Source organism: Saccharibacillus sp. CPCC 101409, assembly GCF_030518235.1.
Classification (GTDB): domain Bacteria; phylum Bacillota; class Bacilli; order Paenibacillales; family Paenibacillaceae; genus Saccharibacillus.
In genome coordinates, this window is record NZ_JAULSA010000012.1 from 1 (window position 1) to 21575 (window position 21575).

Genomic DNA, 21575 nt, shown 5'->3' on the forward strand with positions numbered 1-21575 from the left:
GCTTCATTCAACGAATGAACCGTACCTAAAGCGTGTACGCTTCATTCAACGAATGAACCGTACTTAAAGCGTGTACGCTTCATTCAACGGCGTCGTCACGTTCCCTTGACGTGCCCCGGCACGCCTTCGGAAAAGTTCCTTGCATCGAACGAAAATTCAGCCAAATCTGCTTCCTTCGAGGTTTGAATACACGCCCTAGCGGCAAGCGGATAGACCGGAGGGGATCGAAAGCGCCGCCTCGATTCGGCGGCTGTTCGATAGGGAATGGATTGCGTTGGAGTGGATGCAGACCAGACCAGACCAGACCAGACCAGACCAGACCAGACCAGACCAGACCAGACCAGACCAGACCGTGGACGGTTGTAACGGATTGCATATCCTTTAAACGTTCTTTGAATACCCTGCAGGAGTTCTAACGGATCTCACCGCTGTTAGCCGATGTAATCTAGCCAAGATGCCCTTCAAATCCCTATGTTTTTGCTCTAAGCGTCGCCCCGTTCCGTTAGAATTTTCAAACCGTCTAATCCCCGCTCTAAGCGTCATCTCGTTCCGTTAGCCGGGTTGCTTTCGTTAGATTAGAGCTGAAGTTGGAAAGCAGGAAAGCCGGCCGGCCCATCCCTCCGGGAACAGCGAAGCGCATTCCACGCTCCTCCCCCGCGCAGAATAAAGAGCGAAGCGCATTCCGCGCTGTCATCCCGCGCGAAACAGCGCAGCGCTTTTCGCGCATTCCAAAAATCCCGCCGCTCGGATTCAGAGCGGCGGGATTTTTCAAACCATCCCCGATTTCAGTACGCTGCGAGCACCGTGTGGGCCCAGCGGAGGGGTGGAGGGAGCCTGAAGAAGTGGAGCGTTCGCCTTTGAAATCCGATTTCCACCTTGTAACGAGCTTACCAAATAAGGAAATCGGATTTCAACAAGCGATCGTAAGGCCCCTCCACCCCGCAGCGCCCCCGGCCCACACTCCTCCCCAAACACTCAAAACGGACTGAAATAATAAAACAACATAAACAAAACCGCTTTCACGCCCGTACCGATGCCGTCGTCAAAGCGTTTAAACAGGGCCAACAAAGAGATTACGATCGCCGCCATCGAGAGTACGAAGAACATCGGGGCCCCTCCTGACTTTTCCAATTATTTCAAATCCATGGATAAGGAAAATTAACCGGATTCCCGATATTTAAACGCTTTCACCGAAGGAGTTCGATCTCCGTCCGGCCGCCGAACCTCTAAGCGAGATTCCGGTACAATATCCGGTATCCGTAAGGATCGAGCGGAATCGCCAGCTGTCCGTTTTCCGTCGGAACGTCTTCGCCCGTCAGCGCGTCGCGCCAGTCGTCCGTTTCCATCGGATGGGACAGCGTGGCAGGGCGGTCCGTATTGTTCATCCACACCGTAAAATGAATACTGTCGTCGATCCGCTCGTACACGATGCAGGGATCGCCGGCGTTGGCCATCAGGAAGCGGAAGCGGCCGCCGCGCAGCGCCGGATTGTTTTTGCGCAGCGCGATCATCAGCCGGTAGAACTCGTACAGCTCCCGATCCTGGCGCGACGGCGTCCATTCCATGCACTTGCGGCAGTCCGGATCTTGTCCGCCCTGCAGCCCGATCTCGTCGCCGTAGAAAATACAGGGCGTGCCCATATACGTAAACAGGAACACGATCGCAAGCTTCAGCTTGCGCTTGTCGCCGCCAAGGCGGGTCAGCAGGCGCGGCGTGTCGTGACTGCACAGCATATTGAACACGACTTCGTTGGTCTGCTGGGGATAGCGCATCAGCAGCGTGCCCATATGGCTGGCGAACTGGTACCCGTCCATCCCGCCGCCGAAGAACGACAGCACTTTTCCGGCAAACGGGTAATTCATCACCGAATCGAACTGATCGCCCAGCAGCCAGGACAGCGAGTCGCTCCATACTTCCCCGACCAGATAAGCGTCCGGCTTGACCGCTTTGACCGTATCGCGGAATTCCCGCCAGAAGTGGTGATCGACCTCGTCAGCCACATCCAGTCTCCAGCCGTCCACGCCGATCTCCTTGATCCAGTACTTGGCGACGCCGAGCAGATATTTGCGCACTTCTTCGTTGGCGGTGTTGAACTTGGGCATATTGGGATAGAAACCGAATGTGTCGTAAGTGGGGATGCCGTCTTTGACCCCGAGCGGAAATTCGCTGACGTGAAACCAATCCGCGTAAGGCGAATACGATCCCTTGGCCAGCACATCCTGAAAAGGCGGAAACTGCTCGCTGCAGTGATTGAACACGGCGTCGAGAATCACGCGTATGCCCTTGCTATGACAAGTTTCGACAAGGCGTTTGAGCAGGGCGCTGTCGCCGAGATACGGATCGACCGTTTTGTAATCGATGGTGTCGTATTTGTGGTAGGAGCTGGCGGTAAACAAAGGCGTAAAATAAACCGCATTGATCCCCAGCTCGTCCAGATAGTCGACATGATCCAGCACGCCCTGCAGATCGCCGCCGAAATGATCGGTCAGCGTCGGCTGACCGCCCCAGGGCAGTGTGCCCGGCGGATCGTTCGACGGATCGCCGTTGGCGAACCGGTCCGGCATGATCTGGTAAAAAATCGCTTCTTTGGCCCACTCGGGCGCAGTGAATACGTCGATGGCGTGGATATAGGGGAACTCGTAAAAACTGCCTGTAGGCTGCGGAAAGCCGTTGTGGAACTCGTTGTCGGCTTTGTAGCGGGTTTCTTCGCCGGAGATCAGCCGGAAGACATAAGCGAGACGCTTAAACTTCGGACGCACCGCGCCCTCCCAGTAATCGAAATATTCGTCGGTAGCCGCTTTGTCCAATTCGACCTCGAAATAAGTGCGGTTCCAATCGTATTTATCCCCGGTCATGGCGGTTACCCGGTCGACGTCGTTCTTTTTGGTGCGAAAACGAAGATGGATGGTGTACGGATCGTAGGCGTAAGCCCACTTGTCGCGCGGAACGTGGTACATCGCTTCCCGAAACATAGGGTAATCGCTCCTTTTCGGCATAAAATGGAGAGTCTGCGAGCGGCGGAAAATACCGGAATCGACCAAACGGTATTCGCTGCAAAAGAAAACTTATGTAGAAAATGGAAAGATGGAGGTTATTACCCGAAACAAGCAAGCGATGAAACGGAAGCGAACGGGCGGAAAACCCTGCGAAGCAGGCGGCGCAAAAGACACAAATACCCGTCCGTCCGGCGCGTTATCGCGCCGGACGGACGGGTAAAAATAAACGGTCGAGCCGGACAAACGCAGAAGCGGGCGCTTCTTTGCGAACGAAGTTTACAGCGTCTGCGCCGGGGAAACCGGACGCGCCGCCCGCTGAAGGAATTCCGCGCGGATTTGTTCCAGCATGCCGGGTACGGTCAGCGTGTCGAATACGGTGCAAGCGAGCATTTTGGCGCCGAAAATCATCGCGTCGTATGCTCCGCTTTGCTGCGCCAGGTCGCGGAAGCCGATGCTGTGCAGCTCGTGCTTTGCGTCGACGACTTTGATATACGGATGGATCGCCGGACAGCGGGTGGAGACGTTGCCGACATCGGCCGAACCGCCGTTCTCCGGCTCCAGAATAACTTCCGAACGGATGCCGGCGCCGAGCAGATTGCGGGTAAAAGCGTTCGACAGCGTTTCGTTCGTAATCAGCTCGTCGTACGAGTATTCGTAGTTGGACACTTTCAGTTCGCAGCCCGTTTGCAGCGCCGCGCCTTCGGCGATCCGCCGCACTTTGTCGATCAGCTCGTTTGTATACGGCCGGTCCGCGGAGCGGATATAGAACTGCGCCGATGCGTAATCCGGGATGATATTCGCCGCCACGCCGCCATGATTGATGATGCCGTGGATGCGGGCGTCGGTGCGGGTCTGCTGGCGCAGCGCGTTGATCGCGTTAAAGGTCTGGAGCACCGCGTCGAGCGCGTTGATGCCGGCTTCGGGACTTGCGGCCGCATGCGAAGCTTTGCCGAAAAATTCGTACTGGATCGCGTCCATCGCAAGCGAACTGCCCGATTTGCGGTAGGAGTGGTACGGATGCGCCATCAGCGCGAAGTCGCAGTCTTCGAACAATCCCGCGTCGGCCATCGTCACTTTGGCGCCGCGCGTTTCTTCGGCCGGCGTGCCGTAGACGCGCAGGGTGCCGCCCATTTGTTCGAACAGGTCTTTGAGCCCGATCGCCGCGCCGAGTCCCATCGTGCAGATCAGATGGTGACCGCAGGCGTGGCCGATCTCAGGGAGCGCGTCGTATTCGAGCAGCAGCGCGGCGACCGGACCGGGCTTCGGCGAGCGGTACGTCCCGATAAACGCCGTTTCGATATCCAGCACCGGCGCTTCGACTTCGAAGCCGTGCGCAGTCAGCGATTGTTTGAGCCGGGCGGACGCTTTGAATTCTTCGTTGCCGAGCTCGGGATTCTGCGCGATATAGACCGCAATCTCTTTCAGTTCCGCCGCGTGGGCGTCGATGAGTGCGGATATTTGCTGTTTGTTATTCATCGTATTCATACTGGAAAAACGCTCCTTGTCGGTTGGACTTGAACTTAAATCTTATCATGCGGAATCAGTGTTTTCAACGGCGGCGCGGGTTTGTGAGAGCGTAAACAAGGATGGGGACACAAAAAAATCACGCGACTTTCGATCGATTCTATTGTATAAATATGAATATCATTTTATAATGACTTGTCATTTTAATTAGAGAATTGGGGAGAGCGCATTGTGAGACTGAAAAAGATTACCCATTTGATGCTGGCCCTGCTGCTGACGGTGCTGGCGGTTTATCCCGGCTACGCACACGCCGAAGCGCAGAATGCGAGCGCATCCGATACACCGGAGAAAAAAACGATCAAAGTCGGGCTGAGCGCCGACTTTGCGCCGTACGAGTTTATTATGACCGTCGACGGCAACAGCAAGATCGTCGGTTCCGACGTCATGATCGCCGAGCAGATCGCGTCTGACATGGGCGCGGAGCTCCAGCTTGAGAATATGCCGTTCGACAGCCTGCTGCCGGCGCTGCAAAGCGGCCGCATCGATATGGTCATCTCCGGCATGACGCCGACCGACGAGCGCAGACAGAACGTCGACTTCTCCGACCTGTACTATGTGTCGAGACAGGTTATTCTGACGCGCGCCGGCGACGTCGACAAGTACAAAACGATGGACGAATTGGCAGGCAAGCCGATCGGCGTGCAAACCGGTTCGATTCAGGAAGAAATCGCAAACGGTATTCCGGACGCGCAGGTTACGGCCGTCAAAAGTATTTCCGACGTCGTCAGCCTGCTGCTGTCTGACCGCGTCGACGCCGCCGTGTTCGAAGGACCGGTAGCGGAATCGCAGGTCAAGAACCGCGCGGGACTGGGCATCGCCGAAGCGGTGCCGGAAGACAGCGATACGCCGATGGCGATTGCGGTCGAGAAAGGCAATACCGGATTGCTGACGCAGATCAACTCCACGCTGGAGCGGTTGAACAGCGAAAACGCCGTCGACGAATATATCCGCCAGGCGAACGAAATGAACACCGGCGAAACGGCTCCGGGCAATATCTTCTCGTTCTTCTGGAAATACCGCGGATTCTACGGCGACGGCGTAAAGTATACGCTGCTGCTGTCCGCGCTGGGCGTGCTGTTCGGCTTCCTGATCGGCCTGCTGATCGCGCTGCTGCGCTTGTCGGGCGTCAAGATCCTGAAATGGATCGCGGTCGTCTACACCGAAGTGCTGCGCGGCACCCCGATGCTGGTGCAGCTGCTGATTATCCACTTCGGCTTCGCGACGGCGTTCGATATCAAGTTTACGGTGCTGCAATCGGGTATTATCACCCTGTCGATCAACAGCTCGGCTTATCTGGCGGAGATCTTCCGCGCGGGCATTCAGGGCGTCGACAAAGGGCAGATGGAAGCGGCACGCTCGCTCGGTATGCCGTACGGCATGGCGATGAGAACGATCGTGATTCCGCAGGCGATCAAAAGCGTTCTGCCGGCGATCGGCAACGAATTCGTCGTCATTATCAAAGAATCGTCGATCGTATCGTTTATCGGCGTCGCCGACCTGATGTTCCAGGCCAACGCGGTGCGCACGCTGACTTATTCCGGTCTGTACCCGCTTGTAATCGCGGCCGCGATCTATCTGGTCATGACCCTGATTCTGTCCAAACTGCTTAATGTATTCGAACGGAGGTTGAGCGCCGGTGATAACCGTTAAAAATCTGCAAAAATCTTTCGGTAAAAACGTTGTTCTGCGCGGGATCGATGCGAATATCCAAAAAGGCGAAGTGGTCGTCGTAATCGGACCGAGCGGCTCGGGCAAAAGTACGTTTTTGCGCTGTCTGAACCGTCTGGAAGAAGCCGGCGGCGGCGAGATCCTGTTCGAGAACAAACCGATCACGGACAAGAAAAACAATATCGACAAAACGCGCGAAAAAATGGGCATGGTGTTCCAGCAGTTCAACCTGTTCCCGCACAAGACCGTGTTGGAAAATATTACGCTTGCGCCGATCAAGCTTCAAGGCATCTCCAAAGCGGAAGCCGACAAGCGCGCGGAAGTTCTGCTGCAATCGGTCGGGTTGGCCGACAAAAAAAGCGCTTATCCGGCGCAGCTGTCCGGCGGACAAAAGCAGCGCATCGCGATCGTGCGGGCGCTGGCGATGCAGCCGCACGTCATGCTGTTCGACGAGCCGACCTCGGCGCTCGACCCGGAAATGGTCGGCGAGGTGCTCGACGTCATGAAGAAGCTGGCCGAAGACGGCATGACGATGGTCATCGTCACGCACGAGATGGGCTTCGCCCGCGAAGTCGGCGACCGTATCCTGTTTATGGACGGCGGCGTGATCGTCGAGGAAGGCACGCCGGACGAAGTGTTCGGCGCGCCGAAGAACGGGCGGACGCAGGATTTTTTGAGTAAGGTTTTGTGAGGCTCGCTCATTCTAATTCGGCACTCGGGTTGTTTTCCTTCGGAAAGCCAAAGGTCGTTTCGAATTAGAATGAGCTCGCCGGGCGGGGCAGGGATTAAGATCAAGATAAAAGATTAAGGTCAAGAAACACAAAATTAAGCTCGGACACTTTTTGTCCGGGCTTCAGCGCGTCGAGAAAGCCGGGTAGGGTACCAAACGGAAAATAGCGGCACAGGTACACTTATTTGGGGCGAAACTCTTCGATTTCTTCAAATAGCGACGTAGGTGCAACTATTCGGGAGCCAAAAGCCGAATCGAGGCGGAAAAGCACGAAATAAGTGTATGAGCGCAGTTATTTTCTCGAAAACGTAAGATTAAGCCGGAATAAGGGTATATACGCATCTATTTTAGATTCGCCTTGCCAATCGCTTTGGTTCTCCAGCTCTTTTCCCGATCTTTCATTCCAATCGAATCTACCTATTTAGGTTGACATCCAATCGTTTCTTGACACTCTGAAGCCCGGACACTTTTTGTCCGGGCTTTTTTGCGTTTTGATTTAAAATTTTAAAAAAGCACTTGCAAATTTAATCAGGTACCCTTAATATTATATCAAGGCACCTGAATTGAAGGTACCTGAATAAAAAGGAGGGATTAAAATGAACGATAACTTCGAGCCTCTGGACGAACGCGAGAACAGCGAAGGGCGGGAAGGTTCGGATAATCAAAACGGCGGCGAGCAAATGGATCAAGACGAAAGTCTGGCGCGGCAGTTTTTTCATACAATGGCTTTGATGCATCGATATCACCATATCAGCCGGAGGGACCGGGAACATCGGGGCGATCCGCATCGGGGGCAGGGAAGAGTGCTGGCGCTGCTCAAGTTGAAGCCGGAGATTACGCAAAAAGAACTGACTTATCTGCTCAATATGCGCAATCAATCGCTCGGCGAGCTGCTGGTCAAGCTGGAGCGCAGCGGGTTTATCGAGCGTACGCCGTCGGAAAGCGACCGCCGGGTAATGAACGTGAAGCTGACGGAAGCAGGGCTGGAAGCGGCCAACCGGGCCGAAGAACAGCAGCAGGACAACGACCGGCTGTTCGACTTTTTTACCGACGAAGAGCAGGCCGAACTGGGCGGATACTTGAAGCGTCTGATCGAAGAATTGGAGAAGAAACTGGCGGAGCAGGGATTTACCGGCCGCGATCCGCGGGCATTCTGGGCGCAGGGCGGCGAGCAGGGGCCTCCGTTCGGACCGGGCGGACGCGGACGTTTCGGTCCGGGCAGAGGATTCGGACCCGGCGGAGGCGGAGCCAAATTCCGCTTCGACGACGAGCGGGGCGGCCGCGGCGGTCACGGCTGCGATCCTTTCCGCGGATTCCGCGGATTTGGTTTCGGCGAATCGAATCGGGGTTCCGGCCGGGATTGATCGGCGCCGAGCCGGGTATCGCCAATAAAGGATGGAAGCGGGCATTCGATAAAAATGCCTTCAACGCTTCGATCCTTTTTTGCTGCGCAGATTTGCCGGCGAGCCGATCGTTTTGGAAAAAGGCGGGCGACGTGTATAATGGAACTCGTTGATGGTTACTTAAATATAGAATGTTGGGAAACGGAAGGGGAGTAAAGCTATGACCGATTTGTTTTCGAGTTTTGAATATAAAGGATTGAAGCTGCCGAACCGGATCGTCATGCCGCCGATGTGCCAGTATTCGGTGGAGAAAGAAGACGGGATTCCAAGCGAATGGCACGATGTGCATTATATCAGCCGCGCGGTCGGCGGGACCGGATTCATTATCGCGGAAATGTCGGGCATTCATCCGGACGGACGGATTACGAACCGCGATACGGGTATATGGAGCGACGAGATGATTCCGGCCTGGCGCAAGATTGTGGACGGTATCCATCGTTACGGCGCCAAAGCGGCGATCCAGCTCGGCCATGCGGGCCGCAAAGCGGAAGACGCGCAGCCTCCGGTCGCCCCGTCGGCAATCGCGTTCGACGATACGTACCGGACGCCGCGGGCGCTGACGACCGAAGAAGTGCGCGAGACGGTCCGGCTGTACGCCGACGCCGCCCGCCGGGCGATCGAAGCGGGTTTCGATACCGTGGAGATTCACGGGGCGCACGGCTACCTGATCCATCAGTTCCATTCGCCGCTGACCAATAAGCGCGATGACGAATACGGGCGCGATCTGGCGCTGTTCGGCGAAGAAGTGACGCGCGCCGTGCGGGCGGAAGTGCCGGCGGATATGCCGGTGCTGATGCGGGTATCCGCGGCCGAATATGTGGACGGAGGCTACGGCGTGGACGAGATTATCGAGACCTGCCGCCGCTACCGCGACGCCGGCGCGGAGATCTTCCATATCTCGTCCGGCGGCGAAGGTCCGATCGGAGCCGGCGGCGCGCCGGGCGCAGGACCGGGCTATCAGGTCGTTCTGGCGGAAAAAGTGCGCGAAGCGCTCGGCGTGCCGGTGATTGCGGTCGGCATGCTGGACGAATTCGTGGACGCCCAGCGCGTCGTGACCGAAGGACGCGCGGAGCTGGTCGCGATCGGACGCGGCATGCTGCGCGATCCGTACTGGGCCGTGCATGCGTCGCGCGCGCTGAGCGGCGTGCTCGAAGTGCCGGAGCCGTACCGGCGCGGCTATCGCGCATCGAAGTAACCTCCCCCGCCCCGCGGCGCGGCTTTCGGCCGGGACGGCGGGGTTTTTGCCTGTCCGCGGCATTCCTTTCCGCGCGGCAGTGACGCATATCATAGCGTGTCTGTGCCCGGGCGGGCATCATAGACAAGATATGCGCAAGCTGAAGGATCAGGGGGAGGTTTATATGTCCACAATCATTTCCAACCGGCGGGTGGCAAAAGGGATTTACGTGATGCACGCGGAAGGGCGTTTCGAAGCGAAACGGGGACAATTTTTTATGGTGCGGGGCTGGGAAGGTTATCCGCTGCTGGCGCGTCCGCTCAGCGTATACGACCAGGACGAGTACGGCGTCAAGTTTCTATATAAAGTCGCGGGAGAAGGCACGCAGATGCTGTCGCGGATGAGCGCGGGCGATTCCGTTACGCTGCTCGGTCCGCTCGGCAGCGGCTTTCCCGAAGCGCGGGGGCGCACGGCGCTCGTGGGAGGCGGGATCGGGATCGCGCCTCTTTTTTATGCCGCCAAACACATGGAGCAGGCCGATCTGTACCTGGGCTTCAGCGAGGAAGTATACGAAGAACAAGAATTCCGTTCGCTCGGCCACCGGTTGGAGATCGACTGCGGCGGCATCGTGCTGGACCGTGTGAACTTCGACGATTACGATACGATCTTCGTCTGCGGACCGGAGCCCATGCTGCGCGCCGCCCAGATGAAAAGCGTGATGTCCTCCGGACGCGCCGCCGTATACGTTTCGCTGGAGAACCGGATGGCCTGCGGCATCGGCGCGTGCCTCGTATGCAGCGTGGGCTGCGAGAACGGACGCAAAAAAGCGTGCAGCGACGGACCTGTTTTTCGCGCGGAGGAGGTGGTGCTGGCATGACGCATACGACCGATTCAACGCGGACGAACCTGGACACCGTATGTTCCGTCGCCGGCGTTTCGTTTAAAAATCCCGTCGTGATGGCTTCCGGGACGTTCGGCTTCGGCCGCGAATACGGCAGGCTGTACGATGTGTCGCGTCTGGGCGGCATTTCGGGCAAAGGCGTAACCCTGCTGCCGAGACCGGGCAACGCCGGCATCCGCGTGTACGAGACGCCGTCGGGCATGCTGAACAGCGTGGGGCTGGAGAATCCGGGCATCCGCGCTTTTTTGGAAGAAGAATGCGCGGACTGGGAAAAACTCGACACCGTGCGCATTGTCAATCTGGGCGGCGGAACGGTGCGCGATTACGCGGAAGGCGCGCGGATGATCGACGAGGACGCGCAGGCGCGCGCCGCCTCGGGACGCAAAGCGGTCGATATGATCGAGCTGAATATCTCCTGCCCGAACGTCAAAGAAGGCGGCATGGCTTACGGCGTCAAGACGTGCATCGCCCGCGAGGTGGTCCGGGAAGTGCGCGCCGCGACGAAGCTGCCGCTGATGGTCAAGCTGTCGCCGAACGCGGAAGATATCGCCGATATGGCGGCGATGTGCGAAGAAGAAGGCGCGGAAGCGGTATCGCTGATCAACACCCTTTCGGGAATGAAGATCGACGCGCGCAGGCGGCGCAGCGTGTTTGAGAACCTGTATGCGGGGTTGTCCGGCCCGGCGATCAAACCGATCGCGCTGCGCATGGTGCACCAGGTGTGCAAACGCGTGAACATCCCGGTCATCGGCATGGGCGGAGTAAGCGGCGCCGAAGACCTGATCGAGTTTATTATGGCCGGCGCCGAAGCGGTGCAGGTCGGGACCTATAACTTCGTCAACTGGCAGGCGGGACCGGATCTGGTGGACGGCGTGGAGCGCTTTATGCGCGAAGAAGGCATCCGCAGCCTGAGCGAGATTCGCGGCATTCTGTAGAGAGGAGCGGGGCGGATGCACAGCAATCAAGCGGCAAAAGAAGAGACGGCGTTCAATCCGGACGATATTCGCGCGCAGCGGACGGAGGTGGGGCGCGACACGCTCATTACCGTCACCGGCGGAGCCGCCCATATCGGCGCGGTTTCGACCGCTTATTGGACGGAGAGCGGCATCGAGGTCCGCACGACGACGGTTCCGGGACACAAAGAGCATCTGCTGAGCGAACCGGCCGCGCGCCGCGCCGCCGACATGCTGAATCGGACCGTCACCGTAGTGATGGGGATTCACTACGACGCAATCTCGGCCGAAGAGATCGCGGAGACTTCGAGCGTCGCGATGCGGCGGCTGGAAGAGGCGCTGTCGGATCGTTCGAATGCGGAGCGGCAGGCGGAAAAAATAATTTAAAAACTTTTTTTGCAACGATGAAACCGATTCTGTTCGTTCCCGTAATAGAAAGGGTAATGGTTCTGGCAGCGATTGAAGAATCATCAAGAATACGATTGAGGAGGCAAAAAGGATGTCCGTTTTTAAACGACTGAGAGATCTCACTTTATCCAACGTTTACGCTTTGATCGAGAAGGCGGAAGATCCGGTCAAGCTGACGGATCAATACATTCGCGACATGCAGGAAGACCTGGCCGACGCGGAGAAGGCGGTTGCGGCGCAGATCGCGATCGAGAAGAAGTTCAAGCAGCTCTACGAAGAACAACAGGAGCTTGTGAACCGCCGCACCGAACAGGCGCATATGGCCGCCAAAGCCCAGAACGTCGATCTCGCCCGCCGCGCGCTCGAAGAGAAGAACGCCGCCGAGCAGAAGATGAACGAGTACAAGAACAGCTTCGACCAGAACAAGGCCGCCGCCGACAATCTGAGAAGCAAGCTCGAAGAAATGCGCAAGCAGCTCGGCGAGATGAAGAACAAGCGCGATACGCTGGTCGCCCGCTACAGCGCGGCCAAAGCGCAAACGGAAATCAACAAAACGATGTCCGGCTTCAATTCCGATAGCGCGACTTCCGGCCTGAAACGGATGGAAGAAAAGATGCTCAATATGGAAGCGCAGGCCGAAGCGAGCAACGAAATGTCTTCCAAAGGCAAATCGCTCGACGACGAATTCGCGGAAATGGGCAAAAACACGGCGGTGGAAAGCGAACTTGCCGAACTGATGAAACAGTACGAGAAAAAAGAATAAGGGCTGAGCGCGCCGGTATCGCGGCAAGCGGCAGCCTGGCGAAGGGGAACGCGTGTACGCGGCGGCTCCCTTCGCTTTTTCATGGTTAAATACATACGGTGCGTACGAAGGAGGGCGGAAAGTGGAATTTTCGGATTTGGCACGGCTCGTAGTATGGACGCTTTCCGGCGCTGTACTGCTTACACTGCTGATGTTTATCGACTCGCTGTTTACGAAGTACAAAGACTTTCAGGAATTGAAAAAAGGCAATCTGGCCGTTACGGTGCGCCTGGTCATGAAGATTTTCGCGCAGGGTTTTATCCTGACCCAGGTGCTGGAACGCTCGCCGAGTATTGTGAATGCCTGGATCGTGTCGTTCGTGTCGTTCGTGATCCTGCTGCTGCTGGAAAGCGCGTTTGAATTCGTGCTGAAAAAGTGGGGCGGACTCAATCTCGACGAGGGCACGGAACGCGGCAACGTCGCGCACGGGCTGTTCGCCGGCACGCTGCACGTTGTCGGGGCGCTGATTATTGTGGCGGCGCAGTCGATCTGAGATCTGAAGCTTTGAGCGACAAAAGGGACGGCTTCCGCCGTCCCTTTTTGCATACCGTTTATTCCGCTTGCTCCTCGCCGCCGCGGCGCTCGATCGCTTCGGACATCGTTTTATCCGTCAGATGCGCGTAGATCTCGGTCGTTTCGGTGGAGGCGTGGCCGAGCTGTTCTTTCGTTTTATAGATATCGTTTTGCAGATAGTAATCGGTCGCGAACGAATGGCGAAGCTTGTGTACGGTCAGCGAAGGCTTGCCGAAGCGTTTGGCGTACTTGATAATCATCGCCTGCACCGCCCGCTTGGTCATGCGCTTGCCTTCTTTTTGTCCGTTGGGAACGGCCAGGAAAAGAGCTTTTTCGCGTTTGGGCACCGCATACTCGCTTTCGCGCAGCGGCAGGTAGCGTTCCAGGTCGGCCCGGGCCTGGTCGCGGAAATAGACGGGCGTTTTGAACGTTTCGTCGTTGCTGCCTTTGCGCATCACATGCAGCAGCTTGTTGCCCAGATCGAGATCGCTCAGATTGAGGTTGATGACTTCCGATACGCGCAGACCGGAATTCAGGATCAGGCTGGCGATCGAGGCGTCTCGTTCTTTATTTTTGGCATGGGCGTACAGCGCCTGCTTGTTGTCCGCGACGTCCGCCGCGTATCCTTCCCGGATATAGCCGATAAAGTTCTCCAGCTCTTCTTCTTCGAGAATTTTGCCTTTGAGCTTGGCGGCGGTGTCCTTGGGCTTGTTCGTGCGCTTGATCTCGATCTTGGCCATCACGTTGCGCTTGAGCAGCGGATAGAAATGTTCGTCTTCGGCGATCTGGCTCAGATAATGGAACAGCGAGCGCAGCGCCGACAGCTTGCGGGTGACGGTCGTGCGGGAATTGGTGCCTTCGGTGCGCGTGGTCAAATGCAGCCGGTAGCCGGTTACGTTTTCCATCCGCAGCGCTTCCAGTTCTTCCAGCGTCACGCCGCTCAGCGAAGCCGCTTCGGACAATCCTTCGGCGCGCAGCCAGTTGAAGAAAGACTCGTAATCCCTGACATATTCCAGCAGCGTGGACGGGGAAAGGTCGGGGAGCTTGTAGTCGATAAACTGCTGCACGTACCACGGCATGTCCGGCAGCTTTTCGCCCAGCCGCGCGCGGTCGATCGTTTTTTGAATGCTCATGGGCTTGCCCCCTTTATGTAAAAGTAACGGTTGAATCTGCATGGTTCGGTTGTCGATACGCTTTATTTTAACACAGCCGGGCCCTGCGCGTACAAACGGCTGTTCGCGCGCGGAAGTTGCCGAAGAAAGGCCGGGTCGGTTACGATGGAACGGAAGATGCGGACAAACCGTCGTCAAAGGAGCCGAGAACAATGAGCATGGATGTGGAGTTGGAGCTTGTGCCGGAAAGCCGCAAAGCGGTAATCGAGCGTTTGCTCCAGTTTTATTTGTACGATTTCACGCTGTATCTGAATATCGCCGTCGACGAGGAAGGGCGCTTCCCGGATTACCCGGACCTGCACGAGTTCTGGACGCTGCCGGAGCGCAAGTTTCCGTTCCTGATCCGGGCTGACGGGGAAATTGCCGGCTTCGCCCTGGTCGAACGCACGGACGACGGACGCAAGCCCTCGTACTACATGGTGGAATTCTTCGTGCTGCAAAAGTTCCGCCGCGGCGGCGTGGGCAGCCGCGCGGCGACCCGGCTGTTCGAGCGGTTCCGCGGGCGCTGGAAAGTGACGCAGCTCGGCAACAACGAACCGGCGCAGCGTTTCTGGCGCAATGTGATCGGAACGTATACGGCCGGAAGCTACAAAGAACGGACGCATCCGTTTCAAGGCCATCCGAGCCAGTATTTCGACAGCTGACCTTTTTGGGCTTCTCTGCGCGCCATGAAACACCGTTTTCACGAAAAGAAGTTTGCGAATACGCTTTCTTTTCTATCCGGTTGGGGTAATGATGCAATGGACTGAACGACTTTATCGCCCAGACGAGGAGGAAACAGAATGGAAAGAAGAACGTACGGGAACACCGGAATGGAAGTGAGCGTACTGGGCTTCGGCGGCTCGGAGATCGGCAGAGGCGTTTCCCAGTCGGACGTGGACAAACTGCTCGGCAGCGCGATCGACGAGGGGCTCAATATTATCGATACGGCGGAATGCTACGGCGACAGCGAAGAACTGATCGGCAAAGCGATTTCGCATCGCCGGGACGATTTCTACCTGTTTACCAAATGCGGACACGCCGCGGGCGTCGACGGACCCGATTGGGACCCGCGCACACTGGCGGAGACGATCGACCGCAGCCTGAAACGGCTCCAGGTCGACCACGTCGATATGATCCACCTGCACAGCTGCTCGGAGGAAGTGCTGCGCCAGGGCGCGGTGATCGAAGTGCTGCAGCGGGCCAAAAAAGACGGTAAAACGCGCTTTATCGGCTACAGCGGCGATACGACCGATGCGTTGTACGCGGTTCGCACCGATGTGTTCGACAGCCTGGAAACCTCGCTGAATATCGCCGATCAGGAGATTATCGATCTGGCGCTGCCGGAAGCCGTCAAGCGCAATATGGGCGTGACCGTCAAGCGTCCGATCGCCAACGCGGCCTGGCTGTTCGATACGGTCAACCCGGACGAATACGCTTATGCGTACTGGAACCGGCTGCGCGATCTGAGCTACGGGTTCCTGTCGCAGGACGATTCGATCGGCACGGCGCTGCGTTTTACATTGTCGACGCCGGGCGTGCACACGGCCATCGTCGGCACGACCAAGCCGACGCGCTGGCACGATAACGCCAAGCTGCTCGAAGCCGGGCCGCTGCCGGAAGAGCAGTACCGGGAGATCCGGGACCGCTGGAAAGCGGTCGCGCCGGCGGACTGGACGGGACGCGGCTAAACGTCTCTTCGATCCGTGGACTCAGGACGTTCGTTTAATCCTTCGGCCCAACTTGCATAATGACAAAAGCCCCGCTTTCGCTTCGGCGAAAACGGGGCTTTGCCGTGTCCGGCTCGGCCTGCGCGGGGCAGGGCTACAAATAAAGCTGCGAACGCAGTTTGAACCAGTCGAACACATGGGTCGCCAGCACTTTCAGCACGGCGTAACCCGGCACGGCGAGCAGGATGCCGACGACGCCGAACAGATTGCCGGCCGTCAGGATTACGAAGATGATCGTGATCGGATGAATCTTGAGCGATTTGCCCATGATCTGCGGCGAGATGAACTTGCCTTCGACCAGCTGTACGACCGTCCAGACGATGACCATTTTGAGCAGCATGATCGGCGATGTGACCGCGGCGACGATAATCGCCGGCGTGATCGCGATCGCAGGTCCCAGATACGGCACGATCGCGGTGCAGGCGGCGACGATCGCGAGCACCAGCGAGTACTCCAGGCCGATAATCCGGTAGCCGATATACAGCAGGAAGCCGATACACATGCTGACGATAATCTGGCCGCGGATATACGAGCTGATCTGGTGGTTCGTTTCCTGCAGAACGGTAAGCGTGCCCGGACGCAGTTTGCTCGGGACGAAGCTCAGGATATATCCCGGAAGCTTGCGGCCGTCCTTGAGCAGATAGAACAGGATGAACGGCAGCGTCACGATCGCCAGCACCAGTTCCTTGACTACGCCGAGCACGCCGCCGATCCCGGTCCAGGTATGGTTCAGGATGGTCGTGGCGCGCTCCGAAAGCGTGCTTGCGATTTCCTGCGCGTTCAGATTCGTCGTTTCCTGGAACTGGTTGACGAAGTCGCTGCCGATCCATTTTTCGAATTCGGTCTGGATCGTCTGGCTGTACGCCGGGAAGTTCTGGAAGAAGCCCAGCAGCTGTTCGCGGATAACCGGCACGATCAGCATGATAATCGACATCAGGATGCCGATGATCAGCACATACAGGAACAAGATGGTATGTACGCGTTTGACGTTCTTTCTTTCCATGTAATCCACGATCGGGTTAAGCACGTAATAGACGACTCCCGTCAGAATGATCGGCAGCACGATCGTTTTGATCAGCACCAGGAGCGGGTTGAAGATAAATGTGATTTTGGAAAAAATAAGCACATTTACGCCGACCAGCAGCGCGATGAACAGAAACAGCACGAATTTGTTGTTCAGAAACAATCTTCGGAATCGGCCAGACCAGGCTCGCGGTTGATTCATTCGACACTTCTCCATTCTTGACTTGATCTATCCCGGGGCGGCGGGACACGTTCTGTGTTCAAGCATACAAAATGAGCAAAAACGACGCAAGTTACAGTGGCGAAGAAGAGATCTGCGCGTTCAACGCGTTTCGATCGATTCCGTGTCCTTCCAGCAGGAGCAGCAGCTGCTTGACCATCTCGGACGCCGGATACGGCATGGAGCGGACGATCCACCATTCCAGCAAACCGACCACCGCCGTTGTCAGGAACTGCACCGCGATCTCGCGATTAAGCAGGTCCCGGCGTTCCAGGCAGTCGAACTGGCGCTCGATCCCCTGCTTCAGCATGGCGGCAAGCCGCGCGCGAAACACGGGGATGCTTTCCTGACGGATCAGCACGGAGAAAATTTCGGCGTTGCGCTCCAGATACTCGAATGTACGCAGCAGCGACTCCTCGGGAGGCGCGGATAAATCGTACGGCCGGCAGCTGTCGTCCAGCTCCTGCAAATACGTTTCGATGCAGCGGGTCAGCAGATCGAACTTGTCTTCGTAATGCAGGTAGACCGTTCCCCGGTTGACGTCGGCGCGCTCGGCGATTTCGTTGATCGTGATCCGCTCGAAATCTTTCTCCTTCAACAGCTCCATAAAAGCTTCGGTAATGGTCTCTCTCGTTTTACGTACGCGTCTGTCCAATGGTTTCTTCTCCTTTTCTGAACATTTCGATAACGATTGTTGAATAAACGACAATTCCGGCGGGATCAACGATTGTGTCCGCTCGATTCGCCTGATACGTTTATATTACTCAACAACTGTCAATGAATCAACGAGTGTTCAGAAAAAAGGAGAGAAACAATAAATGAATATTTTGGTTTACGGCGCCGGCGTACTGGGCAGTGCGCTGGCGCATACGTTAATAAAAACCGGACACCGGGTGACGCTGTTGGCGCGGGGGCGGCGGGCGGAGCAGCTGGAACAGGACGGGCTTGTGATCCGGCATTACATCCAGCGTAAAACGACGGTCGATCGCCCCAAAGTTATTCGCGAGCTTGCGCCGGACAGCGAATACGATCTGATCTTCGTCGTGATGAAATATTTCCATTTCAGCCCGGTACTGCCGGCGCTGGCCGCCAACGCAAGCCGGAATATCGTCTTGATCGGCAACAATCCCGACGCTTACGCTTTGCAGGAAGAATGGAAACGTCTCGGCGGCGAACCGGAACGGTTGGCGTTCGGCTTCCAGATCAGCGCGGGAACGCGCGAAGACAGCGGCCGCATCGTATCGATCCGTTTCGGAGCGGGGGAGATGGTGGTCGGCGCGCTGGACGGACCGATCCCGTTTCTGCCTCTGCTGCGGCAAGCGTTTGAGAACGGCCGCTACAAACTGACGGTGCACGACGAGATCGACGCCTGGCTGAAAAATCATATTGTGCCGATCGTGCCGCTGACGGCCGCCATCTTTTCGCACGGAAGAGACTTCGACGCGATCGTCAAAGACAAGCCTTTGATGAAAAAGGTGGTCGATGCGATGGGGGAAGGTTTCGACGTGCTGGAAGCGGCGGGATACCCGATGGCGCCGGCGGCGCAGGCCCGATTTATCAGGCGGCACAAAAAGATCACCCGAACCGGTCTCGCTTTCTTCCACCGCTTGTCCGTGGCCCGAATGGTGGACGGGACGCCGGACGAGATTGTCGCTTTGAACGCTGTATTTCAAGAGTGGAAGCAGCAGACCGGGTTGAGCGCACCAGCGTGGGACGCTCTTGTGGAAAAAGCGAATTTATAGAAAAATAAAAAAACATTATATGAAAAATTCATAATAATAAAATAAAAATCAAAGCACGAAAAAATGAAAAACGAAAATCCAATACACCCGAAACATCATCGAAAAGGCGGCCGAGAGGCGGCCTTTTTTTGTCGAAACGCCGCAAAAAATCGGATTAAACATTGACGGATAAACGCCAAAGCACCATAATCGTAAATTAGTGCTTGTTCAGACAATATTCATTAGGGCGTATATGCCCTCCAAGAAAGGAAGCGGCTCGATCCATGTCCAATCTTTCCACTTCGCCTCAACCGGCGATCTCGGGTTCACAGAAGCTGAAATTCGTATTGATCCTGGGCTCTCTGTCCGCATTCGGTCCTTTGTCGATCGACATGTACCTGCCCGCTTTGCCCAGGCTGGCCGAGAATCTCGGCACCACGCAGTCGCTTGCGCAGCTCAGCCTGACGGCCTGCCTGCTCGGCCTGGCGCTGGGCCAGCTGATCGCGGGACCGCTCAGCGATATCCGGGGGCGGCGCATCCCGCTTATCGCGGCGCTTGTGCTGTACATGCTGGCTTCGCTCGCCTGCGTATTCGCGCCTTCGATCTGGATGCTGATCGCGCTTCGACTGGTGCAGGGAGCCGCGGGCGCGGCGGGAATCGTGATCTCGCGCGCCGTGGTGCGCGATCTGTATTCCGGCACCGAACTGACCAAGTTCTTCACCCTGCTGATGCTGGTCAACGGCCTGGCGCCGATTCTCGCCCCGATCCTCGGCGGTGTGATCCTCAATTACGTCTCCTGGCGCGGCGTGTTCGCCGTGCTGTCCGTAATCGGCACGCTGATGCTGATCGCCGTTATGCTCGGCCTGCCGGAAACGCTGGCGCGCGAACGCCGATCTTCCGGCGGACTCGGCGAGACGGTGAGCACGTTCGGCCGGCTGATCCGGGATCGCAGCTTTCTGGGCTATGCGTTTTCGCAGGCTTTCGTCACCGCGGGTATGTTCGCGTATATTTCCGGCTCTCCGTTCGTGATCCAGGATATTTTCGGCGTTTCGCCGCAGGGCTACAGCTTGTTCTTCGCCGTCAACGGCCTGGGGATCGTATTGTTCTCGCAGATTACCGGACGCCTGGTCCATCGCGCCGGCGAAACGAAGCTGCTCGTCGCGGGCCTGCTGATTGCTTTTTGCGCGGGAGCGGGCCTTGCGGCCGTCACCTGGCTCGGAGGCGGACTGGGAGCGATCGCTCCGCTGCTGTTCCTGATCGTGGCGAGCGTCGGGATGGTGGCGTCCACCACCACTTCGCTGGCGATGCAAAGCCAGGAGCCGCGCACGGCGGGCAGCGCTTCGGCGCTGATCGGCCTGATGCCGCTGCTGTTTGGAGCCGCCGCCAGCCCGCTGGTCGGACTGGGCAGCGGAGAGACCGCGGCGCCGATGGGCACCGTGATCGGAATCGCCGAACTGCTGGCCCTGACTTCCTATATGCTGCTGGTGCTGCCCGGCCGCCGGAAAGGGAATAAAGAACCTTTGAATAAAGCGTGAACTTATTGTATGATGGTGTTCGCGAATAACGAAAACGCCTCTATCGCAACTCTATTTAGCAAGGGGAACCCTGACGATGAATCCGAAAACACTTCATTATAAAATGCCCGCCGAGTGGGAGAAGCACGAACGCACGCTGCTGTCCTGGCCCGTGCAGTCTTCGATGGTCTATCCGGATAACTACAAAGAAGTCTGCGGCGGCTACGCCGAACTGGTCAAAGCGATCGCCGAATTCGAACCGGTTACGCTGCTCGTGAATCCGGAAGACGAAGAGAGTCTGCGCCCGATCTTCGCAGGACATCCGGTCGAACTGCTGCCGATCCCGCACAACGACGCCTGGCTGAGAGACAACGGGCCGACGATCGTGGTGAACGGGCAGGGCGAACGCGCCGGCATCAACTGGGGCTTCAATGCCTGGGGCGGCAAATATTCCCCGTGGGATCTGGACGACGCCGTCGCGCCGGCCGTGCTCAAGCACTTGAACCTGCGCCAATTCGACGCTCCGCTCGTACTCGAAGGCGGCTCGATCCATGTCGACGGCGAAGGGACGCTGCTGACGACGGAAGAATGCCTGCTGAACGAGAACCGCAATCCTTCGTTGAGCCGCGAAGAGATCGAAGAGCACGTCAAGAATTTTACCAACGTGGACAAGATCATCTGGCTGAATCGGGGGCTGGCCGGCGACGAAACGGACGGGCACGTCGACAACGCCGCCTGCTTCGCTGCTCCGGGCAAAGTCATCATCCAGGTCTGCGACGATCCGGCGGACGACAACTATGCAATTACGCAGGAAAATCTGCGCATTCTGGAAGAAGCCGCGGACGCGCAGGGACGCAAACTGGAGATTATCCCGATCCAGCAGCCGCCGCACGCGCAGTACGAAGACAGCCGCTTGACGCTCAGCTACCTGAACTTCTATTTCGTCAACGGCGGAATCATCCTGCCGATATTCGGCGGGGAAGCGGCGGAGACCGACCGCCTGGCCGAAGAAAGTCTGCAGCGCGTGTTCCCGGACCGCCGCATCCGTACTATCGACGGCATGGCCGTAATCCGCGAAGGCGGCAATGTGCACTGCACGACGCAGCAGATTCCGTCGGGCCGCTGAGCCGATCGAACCGCAAAC

General features: G+C 57.4%; 20 protein-coding genes. 14 read left to right on the plus strand and 6 right to left on the minus strand.

The annotated features are described in order from the left end of the window. Positions 1-975 precede the first annotated feature (975 nt). The 3 genes from QWJ34_RS20485 to QWJ34_RS20495 form a co-directional block, all read right to left on the minus strand. Positions 976-1107: a hypothetical protein gene (locus tag QWJ34_RS20485; protein ID WP_302730741.1), complete on the minus strand. Its 132-nt coding sequence runs from the start codon at positions 1105-1107 to the stop codon at positions 976-978. Between the two features lie 119 nt (positions 1108-1226). After that, positions 1227-2972: an alpha-glycosidase gene (locus QWJ34_RS20490; RefSeq protein ID WP_302730742.1), complete on the minus strand. Its 1746-nt coding sequence runs from the start codon at positions 2970-2972 to the stop codon at positions 1227-1229. 300 nt (positions 2973-3272) lie between these two features. Continuing rightward, positions 3273-4472, minus strand: a complete 1200-nt coding sequence (locus QWJ34_RS20495) for a M20 family metallopeptidase (protein ID WP_302730951.1) — start codon at positions 4470-4472, stop codon at positions 3273-3275. A gap of 216 nt (positions 4473-4688) precedes the next feature. On the opposite strand from QWJ34_RS20495, the gene QWJ34_RS20500 reads away from it, so the two are divergent. The 9 genes from QWJ34_RS20500 to QWJ34_RS20540 all read left to right on the plus strand — a co-directional run bounded on the left by QWJ34_RS20500 (position 4689) and on the right by QWJ34_RS20540 (position 13052). Continuing rightward, positions 4689-6170: an ABC transporter substrate-binding protein/permease gene (locus QWJ34_RS20500; protein WP_483314294.1), complete on the plus strand. Its 1482-nt coding sequence runs from the start codon at positions 4689-4691 to the stop codon at positions 6168-6170. Further along, entirely contained in the window at positions 6157-6879 is a 723-nt protein-coding gene (locus tag QWJ34_RS20505) for an amino acid ABC transporter ATP-binding protein (protein ID WP_302730745.1), read from the plus strand. Before QWJ34_RS20500 ends, QWJ34_RS20505 begins: the two co-directional genes overlap by 14 nt. Before the next feature lie 635 nt (positions 6880-7514). After that, complete coding sequence (locus tag QWJ34_RS20510) at positions 7515-8282, plus strand: MarR family winged helix-turn-helix transcriptional regulator (protein ID WP_302730747.1); 768 nt, start codon at positions 7515-7517, stop codon at positions 8280-8282. Between the two features lie 199 nt (positions 8283-8481). After that, positions 8482-9516: an oxidoreductase gene (locus tag QWJ34_RS20515; protein ID WP_302730749.1), complete on the plus strand. Its 1035-nt coding sequence runs from the start codon at positions 8482-8484 to the stop codon at positions 9514-9516. A 163-nt stretch (positions 9517-9679) separates the two neighbouring features. Continuing rightward, entirely contained in the window at positions 9680-10372 is a 693-nt protein-coding gene (locus QWJ34_RS20520; protein WP_302730750.1) for a dihydroorotate dehydrogenase electron transfer subunit, read from the plus strand. Beyond that, positions 10369-11331, plus strand: a complete 963-nt coding sequence (locus tag QWJ34_RS20525; protein WP_302730751.1) for a dihydroorotate dehydrogenase — start codon at positions 10369-10371, stop codon at positions 11329-11331. The genes QWJ34_RS20520 and QWJ34_RS20525 overlap by 4 nt, the downstream gene beginning before the upstream one ends. Positions 11332-11346: 15 nt before the next feature. Further along, entirely contained in the window at positions 11347-11736 is a 390-nt protein-coding gene (lpdD, locus tag QWJ34_RS20530) for a prenylated flavin chaperone LpdD (protein WP_302730752.1), read from the plus strand. Between the two features lie 112 nt (positions 11737-11848). Then, complete coding sequence (locus tag QWJ34_RS20535; RefSeq protein ID WP_302730753.1) at positions 11849-12520, plus strand: PspA/IM30 family protein; 672 nt, start codon at positions 11849-11851, stop codon at positions 12518-12520. Positions 12521-12641: 121 nt separating this feature from the next. Next, on the plus strand, positions 12642-13052 hold the full coding sequence (locus tag QWJ34_RS20540) for a DUF350 domain-containing protein (RefSeq protein WP_302730754.1): 411 nt from the start codon (positions 12642-12644) through the stop codon (positions 13050-13052). Between the two features lie 58 nt (positions 13053-13110). Here the strand turns inward: QWJ34_RS20540 and xerS are convergent, their stop codons facing one another. Next, positions 13111-14205 (minus strand): tyrosine recombinase XerS, encoded by a 1095-nt coding sequence (xerS, locus tag QWJ34_RS20545; protein WP_302730755.1) that lies wholly within the window; start codon positions 14203-14205, stop codon positions 13111-13113. A gap of 191 nt (positions 14206-14396) precedes the next feature. On the opposite strand from xerS, the gene QWJ34_RS20550 reads away from it, so the two are divergent. Both QWJ34_RS20550 and QWJ34_RS20555 read left to right on the plus strand, forming a co-directional pair. Then, a complete protein-coding gene (locus tag QWJ34_RS20550) occupies positions 14397-14888 on the plus strand; it encodes a GNAT family N-acetyltransferase (RefSeq protein ID WP_302730757.1) in 492 nt (163 codons plus the stop codon). 138 nt (positions 14889-15026) lie between these two features. Further along, positions 15027-15914, plus strand: a complete 888-nt coding sequence (locus QWJ34_RS20555) for an aldo/keto reductase (RefSeq protein ID WP_302730759.1) — start codon at positions 15027-15029, stop codon at positions 15912-15914. 133 nt (positions 15915-16047) lie between these two features. Here the strand turns inward: QWJ34_RS20555 and QWJ34_RS20560 are convergent, their stop codons facing one another. Together QWJ34_RS20560 and QWJ34_RS20565 are read right to left on the minus strand one after the other, a co-directional pair. Beyond that, complete coding sequence (locus tag QWJ34_RS20560; protein WP_302730760.1) at positions 16048-17178, minus strand: AI-2E family transporter; 1131 nt, start codon at positions 17176-17178, stop codon at positions 16048-16050. A gap of 91 nt (positions 17179-17269) precedes the next feature. Next, complete coding sequence (locus tag QWJ34_RS20565) at positions 17270-17851, minus strand: TetR/AcrR family transcriptional regulator (protein ID WP_302730761.1); 582 nt, start codon at positions 17849-17851, stop codon at positions 17270-17272. 163 nt (positions 17852-18014) lie between these two features. On the opposite strand from QWJ34_RS20565, the gene QWJ34_RS20570 reads away from it, so the two are divergent. The 3 genes from QWJ34_RS20570 to QWJ34_RS20580 all read left to right on the plus strand — a co-directional run bounded on the left by QWJ34_RS20570 (position 18015) and on the right by QWJ34_RS20580 (position 21557). Next, complete coding sequence (locus QWJ34_RS20570) at positions 18015-18938, plus strand: ketopantoate reductase family protein (protein WP_302730763.1); 924 nt, start codon at positions 18015-18017, stop codon at positions 18936-18938. A gap of 263 nt (positions 18939-19201) precedes the next feature. Then, positions 19202-20452 carry a multidrug effflux MFS transporter gene (locus tag QWJ34_RS20575; RefSeq protein WP_302730765.1) on the plus strand — a complete coding sequence of 417 codons (1251 nt, stop codon included), beginning with the start codon at positions 19202-19204 and terminating at the stop codon, positions 20450-20452. 76 nt (positions 20453-20528) lie between these two features. After that, positions 20529-21557, plus strand: coding sequence for an agmatine deiminase family protein (locus QWJ34_RS20580; protein WP_302730767.1), 1029 nt, complete (start codon positions 20529-20531; stop codon positions 21555-21557). Positions 21558-21575 lie beyond the last annotated feature (18 nt).